The organism is Fervidobacterium pennivorans DSM 9078 (genome assembly GCF_000235405.2).
Taxonomy (GTDB): Bacteria; Thermotogota; Thermotogae; order Thermotogales; family Fervidobacteriaceae; genus Fervidobacterium; species Fervidobacterium pennivorans.
The window spans coordinates 404,067-419,132 of record NC_017095.1 but is presented as its reverse complement, the minus strand read 5'-3'; the positions used below and the strand labels follow the sequence as shown (position 1 = coordinate 419,132).

Below are 15,066 nucleotides of genomic sequence, written 5' to 3'. Positions count from 1 at the left end.
ACGCGGAACTTAAGTTCCGCGTTTTTTATTTTTCTGTCTTAATGATTTGTCTCAGATAAACTACTGTCTGAGGACCTTTTAAGTTTGAGAGCTCGTATTGTATTCTACTTAGCTTGTAACTTTCAAAGTCTGCTTTGACTTTTTTCGGAAGATTTCTTCTTATGAACTTCGTTTTTTCCTCATACTCTCGTTTCTCTACCATTTTTCTATCGGCAAAAGGTGTGAACGGTTTTGGCACAAGTGGATTGACACTTATCACGACTTCCTGATAGCCCATATCAACTACAGTTTCTAGAAAGTCGAAAAACTCTGCATAATCACTCTCGTCCTCTTCTTCAAGTCCTATAATATAGTAAAACTTAACATGTTTGAAGCCGACCTCTCTTCCTAACTTAAGGGTTTTGACAATCTGTTCTGTTGTTAAATCCTTAAGCATGATATCTCTCATCTTTTGTGATATACCTTCAGGTGCTATCGTGAAAGAATGATGGTCTGTGCTTTTTAACAACATCAAGAGTCGTTTGTTAATTTTATCTGCTCGCATTGAGGAGACTGAAAACTTTATATTTTGAGCCTCGAGGTAATCTAATAATCCTTCAAGATAAGGATAATCCGTTATTGTTGCACTTATCAATCCGTACTCGTAACCTTTGTGCTTTTCAAAAACGTTTATGACTTCATCAAGGCTTGCGAATTTCACAGGCTTCTTCGTATAACCGGTTACACAAAACGCACATCTACGAATGCACCCTCGTCCTATTTCAACAAGTAATTTATTTTTATATGGTGAAAAGGGGGTTATGAAGTGGGCTACTGGCACAGGGCTTAAGTTGCCAATGCAATTTGAAAATTTCAATTTTCCGTACTTTCTGGAACAGATTTGATTGATGTTCAACAGATGTCTGATTATATCATCTTTCTCATCAAATCGCAACGCTTCTGAGAATTCATCAATACTGCATTCTAAATCTCCAACGAATACAAAATCAGCTATTTCGTCTACTAATTCATGATTGAAAAGCATTACAGGTCCACCAAATATAATTATCGGATGGTAGGGTTGTCGTTCAAATACTGACAAAGGGATGCCTTTTTTAACAAGTATATCCGCTACATTTATCAAATCATTTTCAAACTGTAACGTGAATAACCATACCGGGAACTCGTCTAAAGGAATCTGGTCCTCCATAGAATAAAAGCGTGCAAACCAACTTTCGTAGAAAAATCTTTGAACATTTAATCCACGTTCTGTCAGTAGAGTTTGCACCCAACTCCAAGCCAACGAACCACTCGCAATTGCATAGGAATTTGGGAAAATGAGGGCAACCCTACCAAGGTTGCCCTCTATTTTTCTAACAATCTTTTCAGAGTTTCTAAATTTTAAAACATAGCTATACTCTTTAAAAGCTTCCGAACTACGCGGTCTTCTCATCTTTTAAGTTATTCACCTTTCTTGTCTTTTTGTTTTTTAATCATGAATGTTCAAATGCTTTTCTTCTTAAGTAATTCTTGGAAACAACGACGCGTGTCAGGTTAATCTCCGCAATTTTCTGAGATTCTCTCAAAATAAGTGCTTTGAATGTAACGTGGTTTTTAGAGACATCTGTTATCCTTAGGCCAGCTACAAGGCGCTCTCCAACAACAACAGGTGCCATGTGTTCAATTTCAACCTTTGTAACAACCGAGGTTTCATCTTCGGTCAAATAATTGTTCAACAACTCAAAGGAAGTGGCACTTATTTCTTTAAAAAGAGACGATGTAGAGACCAGATGAAGATAGGAAAGCTCGTTATCTTCGTCCCAAACCATTGATTCATCGGTTGCAATTTCAAAAGATTTATTTAATCCTAAAAGGCTTTCAAAACGTTCCATTCCCATTCCCCCTTGTAGATTGTTCACTAAAGACGTTAATTTGCCGCTACTTCATCTTCAGGCTTCCCGCTTTCCTCGTTACCATTTAACATAGCCCTCAGTTCTTCGCCACTCATAATTTCTTTTTCAAGTAATACCGCAACTATCTGGTCCATTTTAGTGCGGTTCTTTTCAAGTATCTGTTTTGCTCGTTCATAACAGCTCATCACTATTTTTTGAATTTCATGGTCAATAAGTTTTGCGACATCTTCACTGTAGTTACGAATTCTGGTGAGTTCTTTACCGAGAAAGACTTCCTGTTCCGTTTTTCCCCATGCAAGTGGACCAAAGCTATCACTCATTCCGTACTCACATACCATCTTCCTTGCGATTTCCGTTGCACGTTCTATATCGTTTGCTGCACCACTTGTAAAATCACCAAAAACGAGCTCTTCAGCAGCCCTTCCACCGAGTAGTGTCGTTATGTTATCAAGGAGTTCACTTTTGCTTACAAGGTATTTATCTTCCGCTGGAAGATGTAAGGTATAACCCAGAGCTGCATAACCACGTGGGATAATAGAAATTCTGTGCACAGGATCCGCATTTGGTAAGGAAGAACTTATAATAGCGTGGCCTACTTCGTGATAGGCAACTATGCGCTTTTGCTTTTCAGATATCATCCTTGATTTTCTTGCAGGTCCAGCTATTACTCTGTCTATCGCTTCTTCAAAGTCCTCCATCTTAATAACGTTTCTCCCTGCTCTTGCCGCCAAAAGAGCAGCTTCATTGACCAAGTTTTCTAAATCTGCACCCACAAATCCCGTAGTCCTTTTAGCTAGTAGAGAAACATCTACATCTTTGTCTATTGGTTTGTTTCTTAAATGGACTCTCAATATTGCTTCACGTCCCTTTACATCTGGTGGATCCACAACGATTTTCTTGTCAAACCTGCCGGGTCTTAAAAGCGCAGGGTCAAGTATATCTGGCCTGTTTGTCGCAGCCATAACTACGATTCCCTGATTAACATCGAATCCGTCCATTTCCACAAGCAACTGGTTCAATGTTTGTTCTCTCTCATCGTGTCCTCCACCAAGGCCAGCCCCTCTATGCCTACCAACGGCATCGATTTCGTCTATGAAAACTATACACGGTGCGTTTGCTTTTGCTTGTTCAAAAAGGTCTCTAACTCTCGCAGCACCAACACCAACAAACAGCTCAACGAAATCAGAACCACTTATGTGGAAGAATGGAACATTAGCTTCACCAGCAACCGCACGTGCAAGTAGCGTTTTTCCAGTACCTGGAGGTCCTACAAGCAGTATCCCCTTAGGCATTCGTGCACCAATTTTCGCGTACTTTCCGGGGTTCTTTAGAAAATCAACGGTTTCCCTAAGTTCCTCAACTGCTTCATCAACGCCAGCCACATCTTTGAACGTTACTTTAATTTTATTGGGTCCTACTTTTTCTGCTCTGCTTTTTGTAAAATTAAAGGCTTGGTTGTTCCCTCTCCCAAGTCCGCGGATTATAAAGGCAAAAAGTAGCAGTGTTATTATAAACATCGCTATGTTTCCTATTACATTTATCCAAAATGAACTATCAACACTTCGTTCGCCTTCGACAATAATCCCATATTCGACGAGTTTATTGATTTTCTCGACGTCGTATCTAAACCAAGGAGCATAAACTGAATACAACTTCCCGTTCTTTGTTTCGACTGAAATATTTCCATCGTCTTTGATAATTACCTTTGCTATGTCAGTTTCTCCGTTACCCAAGCGATTGACAAAATCACTGTAACTCATATTTATTTCTACAACACCTTTCGAATTTACCAATCCTTGGTAAACCCAGAAGAGAAAGAGAGCTGTGAGTATGAAAAAAATAATAGAACTCAGGTTACGATTCAAAATTTATACCTCCTTTCGAAACAATCTCCAATCCCATTTCATCAAGGATTTTTGATTTGTAATATTCTGGTACGTAAACTACCCGTTCGTTTAACACAGCTATCGGTATCAACCTCCTCACAAAAGTTGGGACTTTCTTTTCATTGAATATTTCTTTCAACTTTCTCCCTTCAAAAGTTCTGTCACCTTCATTCCAATTTCTCACAATCAAGGAAATTTTAGGGATATCAGATTTAATTATACCACGAACTACTAAATTAATAAAGTATCCGTTAACTTCTATACCTCTCATGAGTTTCCTTGTATAATCTTCGTCGTCATCCGATAGTTCAATAACAAATTTAAAAGGTTCAAAACGTTTGATATTTCCAAGCATTACCCATCCATGGGATACTTCAGCCCCAAGTTCACCCCAAAATGAGACCTTGAATGATTTAGATTTAATCACATTTTTTGAAAAACGCTCAATCTTTTCCCTATCCAATGGTTTACCAAAGAATCGGAGTGAGAACCTACGTAGTTGTTCGATTTGTAAAAATGGGTCGCTATGTAGTTTAAAAATTAATCTGTTATCCAAGATATACTTTTCCGTTTTTTCTATCACACGTTCAACATATTCATCCATTTCCCAAATACTAAGTGCTAACGAAATTGCTGCATTTTCAAGTTTGTGGTTGATTTTCTTGAGAAGTGGCACTATGCTGTGTCTTATATAATTTCTCTGATAGTGTTCATCGTAGTTTGACATATCAACTACATAATCCAAATTCCTATTCTTTGCATAAAGTTCTATCTCCTGCCTGGTAAAAAATAACATGGGTCTGAAATAATTGTTCGAAATTATCTTCAGTCCAGCCAGTCCAAAAGGGCCTGTTCCCTTTGTGAATCGCATTATCATTGTTTCAAGTAAGTCATTAGCATTGTGGGCAGTTGCTGTCAATTCGTAATGGTGCTCTTTCATAACCTGTTCGAGAAACCTGTATCTAAGATTTCTTGCAGCCTCCTCTATCGACATCTTATTCTGCCGAGAATAACTTCTGACATCGGCAGAATCTGTGTAGAATGTAAATCCCATTCGCTCTGACTCGGCTCTTACAAACTCAACTTCTTCGTCAGCTTCTGGGCGAAGTTTATGGTTGAACGTTGCAACACCTATTCGTAAGTTTTGCCTTTCCTTTTTTAGTCTGTAAAACAAATCAAGCATAGTTATCGAGTCGATTCCACCGGAAACAGCAAGAAGAAACGAATTTACTCCTGAGGCGTATTCATCTATTATCCTTTTGAACTTCTCATAAAGGTCGAGCTTTTCAAACTCCCGAGAGCTAAAATCTGTCAAATATGTCATATTTTTCTTATCACATCCCACTGAATTGGAATTGACCTGTCTTTGGATCCAAAAGGAAGAAAATGTCAGATATGTCCGTAAGATATAATTTAAGAGTAAGCCTGTCCAAGAAATCTAACCAGTTACCAGTGCTTTTGTATGATAAGTCTGCACCTATAAGAAGCCTCCAACAGTGCAAGGACTTATCAATTGATAAATTCATGCTATCAATAACATTTCTTGATGGGTCGTACCTAATCTTTATATAAATGTTTGGATCTATCTTTTTTGTGCTCAATTCAAGAAGATACCTTTTTGTATTATCTATGTTGTACGATATTACATATTTCTCATCTTTCTTTTCCATGCTGTAAGACAAGCTCCAATTTGGTTCTGCCCCTGCTGTTCGCACGTGGTAAGTTCCGCTTATCTTACTATTGTAATCAAACAAGTTAAACGAACCGGACACAGTGGCTCTCTCTATATAATCAGGTTTTTGATAAATCGTTGCACTGAGGTTGGAATATTTTAGAGTGTGGACAAACACTGCTATTGGATTTCCAGGAATTACTGAAAATTGTAGAGAGTAATTTGCCTGAATATCTTTGAAACCAATTCCAAAATTGATGTTCTGAACACCAAGCTTTGCGTTATTATTGTCGTATGTTCCTGAGATTAAACCGCTTGCATTAACTGAACCAAATTGTTCCGAATATCTTATAGTAAATGTGTCTGGTAATTGTTTGCTATTAAGAAAGTCGATACCTCTACTAACACTTGCCCTTAGCTTGTCAGAGTTTAAGTTAAATGTAAGTTTAAAAATATTTTTGTTGGTTGTCTTTGGCTCATCTAAAAATGCAAAAGATTGTTCCCAACTACCTGTCAATCGGAACGGACCTATACTATAACTCAAATCTAAAAGGTATCTGTCAAACATGCCAAGTGATTCTGTTTTTGTTGCAGATATGTTTGAAACTGCCTTGATATTGAAAGTGTAGTTGAAATTGGTGGTGAATGAGTCCCATTTAAAAGTCCAGGGAAATTGGTAGGTGTAAAGAAAAGTTGTGTTTTGATCGCTTTCGGACAATACGCCAGACAGGTTGAGAGTATACTTAATGACATTATTGGCGATATTCAAATTATATGTACCTCGGTACGTTGGCATCCAATCTCTTTGTAACGATGCTAAATATCCATCAGTTCTTAGGTTTAAGTTATTATCGAAGCTAAGGCTGAGGATATTAGCATCTAAGATGACAAAGGACACATTTTTAACACCACCGTTAATATGAATTATCGTATCTGTCAAACGAGCGTCGTACATTATGTAAGGCTTAAAGTAAAGTTGTGCCTTTTCATCTTGTAATGAAAGCCCTATTCTCTGGTAATAGTTAGAATCTGAGAGATAGTTACCTTCAAGGTAAACCATGCCGTCGTATTTATAATATACCGTTTTGTTGGAATACCTATAAGTTAGGGGAAAGAGCGTAAACTCAAATCTGTCCGCTTTCAGGTCGTATGATACTTTATTCAGCTTGGTGATGTTATCGTTGGCTTGAAACGTTATGTTGTCTGTTCCCAAAACCAACTTCGTATTCCAGTTGTTAACATTGAAAGCAAAGGTTTGAGAAACTCCAAATGTATTACCTAAAGTAAAAGTCAGAGAATACGGTGGTTCACCTTGGAGTGCTGTCACAAAAACTGGGTATGGGAAAATGGGAACTCCAAGAACTACAAGGAACGAGTTTGTGGCAATGATGTATTTATTTTCCAAAACATAAACTTCTTCTGAGAGTATTAAATAGTGAGGTTCTTCATAGCTACAAGTAGTTATTGAAGGATTACGTATTTCTACTTGCATTATTCTCTCGTCGTTTATGTTTTCGACCTCTATCTCTGAACCATACACGTATATGGGAACGTTCTTACCTTTGTAATTGTAATTATAGATGGTCTTTGCGTTAACTACGAGCACTCTACTTGTTTCAAAGTGGTAAGTAAGCGATTTTGCAACGTATTTCCTATCACCATCGTAGAATGAGACATTTCCGGAAGCAAATACTGTTTTTACCTTACCATTCTCCAGTGTAGCAGTGGCCTCATCACATTCAAGTCTGTATTTATCCCATACTACTGTAATTTTGTCTTTTAAAAAAACAGAAGTTTCCGAAAAGTTCGCAATACTTGCAGTAACTTTCAGATCACCAGCAAACCCCGTTGATGAGAGAAGTAAAGAAAAGGAAACAAAGATTAAAAATGCTACAAAGAATTTACTGAGAATTTCTCTTGCTTTGTAAGCTATCGGCGTATCCATAAGCAAGTAGAGTATGAGCCCGACCACTGCAAACATTATGTTTGGTAACCAGGTAGCCAATACTGGATCCATAAGTCCTTCCTTTCCCATCCCAGAAAGCCATGCTCCAGAACCCTGATAAAGCACAACGAGTACGAACGTCAAAATTACACTCCAGGATTTGCTTGAAAAACCAAAGAGTAACGATACAGGCAAGCCTATGAGTACTATAACTAAAGAGCCAAGGGCTGTTGCGTAACGCTGATGCAATTCTACAGTTAGAGAAGCAGTGTTTATGCCCAGTTTTTTGTAAGTCTCGAGCTGTTCGCGAAGTTCCTTTGAAGTCTTATCACGAGTTGTTTTATAGGCTCTAAGCATCTGTTCAATTTCGCCTGCGACATCTAACTTCATTTCCCTAAATTGCATATCCAGTTTTAGAAACCCAGTCTCCAGCTCAACAATATACATGTTACCGTCAAGCAAATACCAGCCGTCTTCTTTCTTTATGACTTTCTTTGATGTTAAAATCTGTTCGTTTCCTTCTTCGTTTCTGAAAAGAACGACATCGTATAGTTCTCCTTTTTGCTTGTCATATTGCTTTACGTAAAAGTAGACATCTTTTTCAAGCTCTACAAGCATATTTGTTTTGATAACAGTTTCCGGAGATTGAAGGATGTACAGATTCAATACCTGAGACGATTTGTAATTTGCGTTAGGAACGATGTAATCATTCAGAAGCCAAGAAAAAAATCCCAATAATATTGAAAGAATCAAAAACGGGGTCACTAGCCTTTTTGACGAGATTCCATGGACCAATATTGCTGTAATTTCCCTATTTGTCGACATTTCGCTAATCACCCAAAATATCGCAAAAAGCACACCTACCGGTATACCAAGAACCGTGAAGTAAGGAATGTTGTACGCGACAAACAATAAGAGCTTTGAAACTCCTACCCTGTTTCTTATTATGTAATCAGAGATTTGGTATAACCATTCGACACTTACAAAGACAATGAACCCAGCGAGCCCCATGAAAAAAGGCTTAAGTGATTGTTTGAGTACGTATTTTGTGAGAGTTTTCAGGGTATATCCCTCCTGAAGAAAATTGTTTGGTGGAATAGACCTTAAGGTCAGAACCTACACACGTAACACTTTTCAGCTTTGCTGAGACAAGTCTTTGAAGAGTTCCAAGGAAAACTCTTTAAGTGAGTCTTTGTAGCATGTATAGTATTTGCCCGTAATAATGAAGTGGGTAACTTCGATTATCTGAACCGAATAATCTGATATCTCCTCCAACCCTTTTGAGATGTCCATCAATATCAACGCACGTTTAACAACTCTTGGATTATCTTGAATCAGTCGAACTATTTCTTCGTTGAATTTTGAGTAAGACTCATCAATTTGTGCATCCTGAGCACAAATTGCAGCAGCACCTTCGAGGTTCTGGTCCACATACACTCTCAGTGATTTTCTCAACATCCTTTGCGAAAATCTAAACATATCCGGAATTGAAATGCTCTGGTTTATATCTGGCTCCTTAACTAAATCCATAATGTCAGAAGCTATGTCTCGCAACCTGGCAGCTATATCAAGTAGAATCTTAGCAATAATGACAGAACCAGATATAAATCGTAGGTCGCGTTTGTCTGGTGTGAACATACCAAAGAGTTGTTGGGAAAACTCAAGAATCATAAGATACTCATTGTAAACGTCCCAGTAATTGTTGTTAACTTCTTTTGCAATAACATCGTTTCGTTCCCTAAATGCTACGGAACAATTCTGGAATATATCTTCTACATACCATCCTTCTTTCACAACATACTTCTTTAATTCTTCGAGCTTTTCTTTTATTATCCATTTCACATCAATCACCTTGCATCCTAACTATGATTTCGAAAAGCGCTAATTATCACTCAGAACCATTCTTAAGAAACATCTTACCGTATCCGATTTTTTCTTTAATCGAGGTTGAAAAGTCATAAGACTTCGGACGCAGCAGCGTTATTACCTTAGAACATTTTCTGACATGCACTTCTTTAACTTTTCCTACAACATCTCCATCAACCACAAGATTAACCGGATCGTTCACAGTAATTTTTATCTTCTCTGTACTTGGTATAACCAAACTACGTGTAGCCAAAAACTGCGGTGCCATGGGGGTGATTTCAAATGCTTCAACGTTTGGAAGGATTATAGGTCCGCCAAGAGCCAACGCGTATGCGGAAGAACCTGTAGGGGTGCTCACTACTAAACCATCAGCATGGTAGTAAAAAGTTCCATCTGTCATTTCTACTGTAAAATCAACGATTTTCTGAGAGACATCTTTTTGCAAAACAGCGTCATTTATGGCGAAAAAAACCCCTGAGTGGCTTTCAACCCTAAGCATCCACCTTTTATCTTCTATGAAATTCCAATTTTTTAAGTCTTCAATGAGTTTGTCGATTTCTGAAAGTAGGTATCCGGAGAAAAATCCCAGTCTTCCAGCTTTAACTCCTATCACTGGACATTTGACCTTTTTCAAAACACGAAGAACCGTGCCATCCCCACCAACGGAGATGACAACTTGTGGTTCAAATGTTTTATCTTCTACACTTTCTGGAAAGTTTTCTGACGAGTCTTTGAAAAACAAAATATCAAAATGACTTTTCAGCTTTTCGTACACTTCCTTTGCTGAGACTACGTAGTCCGTCCTGTAGAAAATTCCAGTCCTCACCGTAATCTCCACCCCAAGTCAATTAACGACTGGGCAAGGAACCTATCCAAAAAGACAAGAAGTAAAATCGCTATAAGTGGCGTTATATCTATATAACCAATTGGTGGAATTACCTTTCTAATAGGCCTTTCAACAATATCTGCAAGCTCGCGCAAAATGTGGTAAAGCCGGAAAGAATAAGCTTGTGGTATCCAACTGAGTATCGCAGCGATTATTATCACGGCTGTTTCAAAATTAATAATTATCCGAAGAACTATGCCGATTGCGTAAAAAAAGTTGCCTATAATAAACATAAACTCACCCCTTTTTTTGTTATCTCTTAGATTTTCTTTCGCCAAATAAAGCTGTGCCAATCCTTACAATAGTGCTACCTTCCTCAACAGCAACAGTATAATCATTTGTCATTCCCATCGAAAGTTCAACAATATCTGGAAAATCGCTTTTCAGTTCGTCTCTCAGAGCTCTTAACTTTTTAAAATACACTCTTGTCATTTCTGGTTCAATGTATGGTGCCATAGTCATCAATCCGACTATTTTAACGTTGGTATATTTACTTGCTTCTATTAGGAAATTCCTTACCTGTTCTGGTTGCAAACCTGCTTTTGTTTCTTCACCAGAGACGTTTACTTCGAGCAACACAAGTTGCGTCTTATCAAGTTTTTTTGCCACTTTATCAATCTCTTCCAGTTCTTCAAGCCTGTAAACTGAGTGAATCAACTTTGCAACAGGAACTATGTATTTAACTTTGTTTGTTTGAATTCTTCCTATAAAATGCCACTCTATGCCTAAGTTCTGAAGAACTTTGGCTTTGTCTCTTAATTCCTGGGCATAGTTTTCCCCAAATACTTTTATCCCAACATTTAGTGCAAGATTCAGCACTTCTATAGGTTGTGTCTTCGTAACTGCAACAAGCTTTATTTCATCGCAATTACGACCAACTTTCTCGGCGTGAATCCTTATGTTATTCAAAACAGTCTCATAATTTTTCCTGAGTTCTTCTTCAGTAATCACCGAAGAGCCCCCCCAATGTGTTTATTCCAAAGTATTTGTAAGTTTTTTCGGTTACCATTCTTCCCCGAGCTGTTCTTGCCAAAAAACCACTTTGCACAAGAAATGGTTCGTATACTTCTGCAATCGTGTCTTCTGTAATTCCTAACGAAGCAGCAAGCGCTTTCAATCCTACGGGTCCGCCTTTATAAACCTCGATAATGACTTTCAAAAGCTTTCTATCCATCTCATCCAATCCGTACTCATCGATTCCTAGCAAATTCATAACTTCGTTAACAGTTCCCGTATCTATGATTTGCGAACCTTTTACAGTACTCAAATCTCGAACACGTTTTAATAACCTAATTGCAATTCTTGGTGTTCCACGCGAACGTCGTGCAATCAACAAAGCCGCTTCTGGTTCTATCGTGACACCCATTACCTGAGCAGCTCGAGTTATTATTAAACCAAGCTCTTCCTCCGCGTAGAAACTCATCTCAAATATCATACCAAATCTGTTCCTCAGAGGGGAAGTAAGCAATCCACTTCGCGTTGTTGCGCCAATAAGTGTAAACGGTTGCAAATCCACCCTAATAGACCTTGCAGCAGGTCCCTTTCCAATCATTATATCAATCTGAAAATCTTCCATAGCAGAATAAAGTATCTCTTCAACACTCCTGTTCATTCTGTGAATTTCATCTATAAATAGAACATCTCCACGCTCTAGATTCGTTAATATCGCTGCGAGGTCTCCCTGCTTTTCAAGAACGGGACCACTTGTAATATGGATGTTAGCATTGAGCTCGTTAGCTATAACAACGGCAAGTGTTGTTTTTCCAAGTCCTGGAGGACCAGCTAAAAGTATATGGTCAAGTTGTTCACCACGCATTTTTGAAGCAGATATCGCAAGTTTTAAACGCTCTTTGATGTTATCTTGACCTATATACTCAGACAAAAACTTAGGCCTTAAAGAGTATGTATCATAAGCATTTCTTTCAGGTGAAAATATTCTTTGAGCTTCTAAGCTTTCCTTTGCTATGTTATTTTCATTGAGTACCTTGTCTTCCTTCACTGATTTTCACCTCTTCCTCTATCGGCAGGTTCATCTTTAGTCCATACTTTCCTATATCTATCCTGACCTTAGTAAAACCGCTTACTTTTATGGACCCGCTTTGAATTTTTCCAAAAAGTTCTGCGTTAGATATTAAGAAGCTGAAGTTTTGGTTTCTAATCTTGTCACTGTTCCAGCTTCCTATATATTTGCCATCTTCCGTAAATACTCGGAGTTGAACTATCTCAATTTCATTTTTTACCCCGGGCGTTTCAACGATTAAAGATGCATCACAAAGTAAAGAAATTCCTTTCTGCTCACAGCTCAGGATTTTGAAAAGAACTTTCGTGCTTTCCAGTTTTTTGAAAGCAACTTTTAGACTTCTCACAGACATATCAAGCAAAACAAGGGCAAGCAAGGTAAGGGAGAAAAAGAAAATGTAAAATATTAAGCGCTTTTTATCCACTGTTATACTATATACCCCCTGTGTGGTATTTTTAAGTCACAAAACGTATTTATCCTGGTGATATTATAACACGATTAACTATGATTTTAAACCCCAAAGATGAACACCGCCAAAAAGTCTTTTCAAAAATAAGTATTGACATTTCCAAAGCTGAGAGTTAATATACTTATACGTCTAAATATTAGACGTATAACTATTAACCACAACCAACTTGCTAAATTTACAGCCTTTTTGGAGGTGAGTTTTTTGAAGGAATTGGTTGAAAACGCTGGTATTTTGGCACTTCTGAATTCCATCCAAAGATCCGTTTTCAAATTCATTCACGAAAGAACACTAAGAGAGTTCAACATTCATCCAGGCCAGATACCTATCCTGTTTGTTCTCAAGAAACATCAGGGACTAAGCCAAAAGGAAATTGCAAAACGAATTGGTGTAGAGCAAGGAACTGTTGCTATTATGCTTCGAAGGATGGAGAAAAATGGTCTGATAAGAAGAATACAAGACGAGTCAGACAAAAGAGTTACGCGTGTGTACCTTACAGAAAAATCGGAGAACTTACTCAAAAACCTTTCAGCAGTGTTAAAAGAAGCAGAGGAACTTTTGTTAAGTAGCCTATCAGACAAGGAAAAACAAGAGCTTGAAGGGTTGTTGAAAAAAATCCAAGAAGACCTTAAACAAAAAGTTGGAGAATATTGTTCGAAGGAGGCATAAACAATGGTAATAAAGATGGCTTTCAAAAAGTATTGGCTTCTAATAATAACTACCGTTACACTGGTAGCTGTTCAGGCCATTATTTCACTATACTTGCCAGACCTGATGTCAAAGATTGTCGATAAAGGTATCACACGAGGAGACGTAGATTATATTTGGAGTATTGGTAGTAAAATGTTGCTTGTTTCATTGATTGGTGTAATAGCATCTGTTATTGCAAGTTACACATCTTCGATTGTGAGTATGGGACTTGGAAGAGATTTGAGAAATTCTGTTTTTGAAAAAGTTTCTTCCTTTTCCCTCGAGGAAATGAACAAATTCAGTACTTCCTCCTTGATAACACGAACAACGAACGATGTAGTCCAGATACAGCAAGCAACGGTAATGATACTTAGAATGGTAGTAATGGCACCTGTTATGGCTGTTGGTGGAATAATAATGGCAGTGAATAAAGATGCCAAACTGACAGGTATACTTGCTATATCTTTGCCTGTGATGCTCGGTGGTTTGGGTTTAATTGCTGCCATCGTAGCACCACTTTTCAAAAGTATGCAAAAGAAAATAGATAAGTTAAACCTCGTTGTTCGCGAAAGGGTTACAGGCATTCGGGTTATAAGGGCTTTCAATAAGGAAGGCCACGAAAAAAAGAGATTCTCAGATGCCAACATGGATTTAACAAGAACTGCCCTGTGGGTTAACAGGATGGCTTCCATACTATTTCCTTATATGATGGTTGTGATGAATTTTACCACACTTGCCATAATATGGTTTGGTGCTAAGCAAATTGATGCCGGAAATTTGCAAGTTGGTCAAATGATGGCAGTAATGCAATACGTTCTCCAGATAATGTTTTCGTTCATTATGATATCCGTCATCTTTATCTTCCTGCCGAGGGCAAGTGTATCTGCAAAGAGGATAACCGAAGTCTTAAGTGTCGAACCGAAGGTGATAAACCCAAAAGCTTTAGGGAAACAAATCACATGGTTTGAAAGTTCGGAGCCTACAGATATCAAAGGCATTGTCGAATTTGAAAATGTAACGTTCGCTTATCCTGGGGCAAAGGAACCTGTCTTAAGCGAGATTTCGTTTAAAGCAGAGCCTGGGAAGATAACGGCAATAATAGGTTCCACAGGTTCTGGTAAGACAACACTTCTTAATCTAATTCCCCGGTTCTACGATGTTACACTTGGGAGCGTCAAGATAGACGGAATAGATGTCCGGGAAATTCCGTTCGATGTTCTCAGAAGGATTATAGGTTACGCCACGCAAAAACCTGTAATTTTCACAGGATCTATTAGAGAAAACATCAAATTTGGGCGAGATTGGGTAACAGATGAAATGGTAGAAAGAGCAGCCGATATCGCTCAGGTTCTTGAATTTGCATCAAAATACCCAGAGGGGCTCGATTACCATATAGAACAAGCTGGTTTAAATTTATCTGGTGGTCAAAAACAAAGGATTTCTTTAGCAAGAGCGATAGCAGGGATGCCCAGAATATATCTCTTTGACGACACGTTCAGTGCACTCGATTTCAAAACAGATGCAAAGATAAGGTTGAGATTATTCAAAGAAGCAAAAGATGCCACTGTGATTGTCGTAGCTCAAAGAGTTGCAACAATAATGAACGCAGATCAAATAATTGTTCTACAAGACGGAAAGGTTGTCGGCATAGGTACTCACTCAGAACTGATGAAGACAAACGAAATTTACCGTGAGATAGTTTACTCCCAACTTTCAAAAGAAGAAGCCATTTGATAAAGAATA

13 protein-coding genes are annotated in these 15,066 nt (G+C 38.1%); 2 read left to right on the top strand and 11 right to left on the bottom strand.

The features are described 5' to 3' along the window. Positions 1 to 25: 25 nt before the first annotated feature. The 11 genes from FERPE_RS01985 to FERPE_RS01935 all read right to left on the bottom strand — a co-directional run bounded on the left by FERPE_RS01985 (position 26) and on the right by FERPE_RS01935 (position 12,591). A complete protein-coding gene (locus FERPE_RS01985; protein ID WP_014451008.1) occupies positions 26 to 1,432 on the bottom strand; it encodes a B12-binding domain-containing radical SAM protein in 1,407 nt (468 codons plus the stop codon). A 40-nt stretch (positions 1,433 to 1,472) separates the two neighbouring features. Next, positions 1,473 to 1,871 carry a thioesterase family protein gene (locus FERPE_RS01980; RefSeq protein ID WP_014451007.1) on the bottom strand — a complete coding sequence of 133 codons (399 nt, stop codon included), beginning with the start codon at positions 1,869 to 1,871 and terminating at the stop codon, positions 1,473 to 1,475. 35 nt (positions 1,872 to 1,906) lie between these two features. Further along, complete coding sequence (gene ftsH, locus FERPE_RS01975) at positions 1,907 to 3,757, bottom strand: ATP-dependent zinc metalloprotease FtsH (RefSeq protein ID WP_014451006.1); 1,851 nt, start codon at positions 3,755 to 3,757, stop codon at positions 1,907 to 1,909. After that, complete coding sequence (gene tilS / locus FERPE_RS01970; RefSeq protein ID WP_014451005.1) at positions 3,747 to 5,102, bottom strand: tRNA lysidine(34) synthetase TilS; 1,356 nt, start codon at positions 5,100 to 5,102, stop codon at positions 3,747 to 3,749. Before tilS ends, ftsH begins: the two co-directional genes overlap by 11 nt. Before the next feature lie 10 nt (positions 5,103 to 5,112). Further along, positions 5,113 to 8,457, bottom strand: coding sequence for a YjgP/YjgQ family permease (locus FERPE_RS01965; RefSeq protein ID WP_014451004.1), 3,345 nt, complete (start codon positions 8,455 to 8,457; stop codon positions 5,113 to 5,115). 72 nt (positions 8,458 to 8,529) lie between these two features. Further along, the gene (locus FERPE_RS01960; RefSeq protein ID WP_041262770.1) at positions 8,530 to 9,237 is read right to left on the bottom strand and encodes a phosphate signaling complex PhoU family protein; all 708 of its coding nucleotides are present in this window, start codon (positions 9,235 to 9,237) and stop codon (positions 8,530 to 8,532) included. Positions 9,238 to 9,283: 46 nt separating this feature from the next. After that, positions 9,284 to 10,087, bottom strand: coding sequence for an NAD(+) kinase (locus FERPE_RS01955; protein ID WP_014451002.1), 804 nt, complete (start codon positions 10,085 to 10,087; stop codon positions 9,284 to 9,286). Continuing rightward, positions 10,084 to 10,380 (bottom strand): YggT family protein, encoded by a 297-nt coding sequence (locus tag FERPE_RS01950; protein ID WP_014451001.1) that lies wholly within the window; start codon positions 10,378 to 10,380, stop codon positions 10,084 to 10,086. Before FERPE_RS01950 ends, FERPE_RS01955 begins: the two co-directional genes overlap by 4 nt. Before the next feature lie 19 nt (positions 10,381 to 10,399). Further along, the gene (locus tag FERPE_RS01945; protein ID WP_014451000.1) at positions 10,400 to 11,098 is read right to left on the bottom strand and encodes a YggS family pyridoxal phosphate-dependent enzyme; all 699 of its coding nucleotides are present in this window, start codon (positions 11,096 to 11,098) and stop codon (positions 10,400 to 10,402) included. Further along, a complete protein-coding gene (gene ruvB, locus FERPE_RS01940; RefSeq protein ID WP_041263091.1) occupies positions 11,088 to 12,083 on the bottom strand; it encodes a Holliday junction branch migration DNA helicase RuvB in 996 nt (331 codons plus the stop codon). The genes FERPE_RS01945 and ruvB overlap by 11 nt, the downstream gene beginning before the upstream one ends. Positions 12,084 to 12,120: 37 nt before the next feature. Further along, a complete protein-coding gene (locus FERPE_RS01935; protein ID WP_014450998.1) occupies positions 12,121 to 12,591 on the bottom strand; it encodes a hypothetical protein in 471 nt (156 codons plus the stop codon). A 246-nt stretch (positions 12,592 to 12,837) separates the two neighbouring features. Between FERPE_RS01935 and FERPE_RS01930 the strand changes: the two genes are divergently transcribed. Both FERPE_RS01930 and FERPE_RS01925 read left to right on the top strand, forming a co-directional pair. After that, positions 12,838 to 13,302, top strand: a complete 465-nt coding sequence (locus tag FERPE_RS01930) for a MarR family winged helix-turn-helix transcriptional regulator (protein WP_014450997.1) — start codon at positions 12,838 to 12,840, stop codon at positions 13,300 to 13,302. Between the two features lie 3 nt (positions 13,303 to 13,305). After that, on the top strand, positions 13,306 to 15,057 hold the full coding sequence (locus FERPE_RS01925; protein WP_014450996.1) for an ABC transporter ATP-binding protein: 1,752 nt from the start codon (positions 13,306 to 13,308) through the stop codon (positions 15,055 to 15,057). The last annotated feature ends 9 nt before the right edge of the window (positions 15,058 to 15,066 follow it).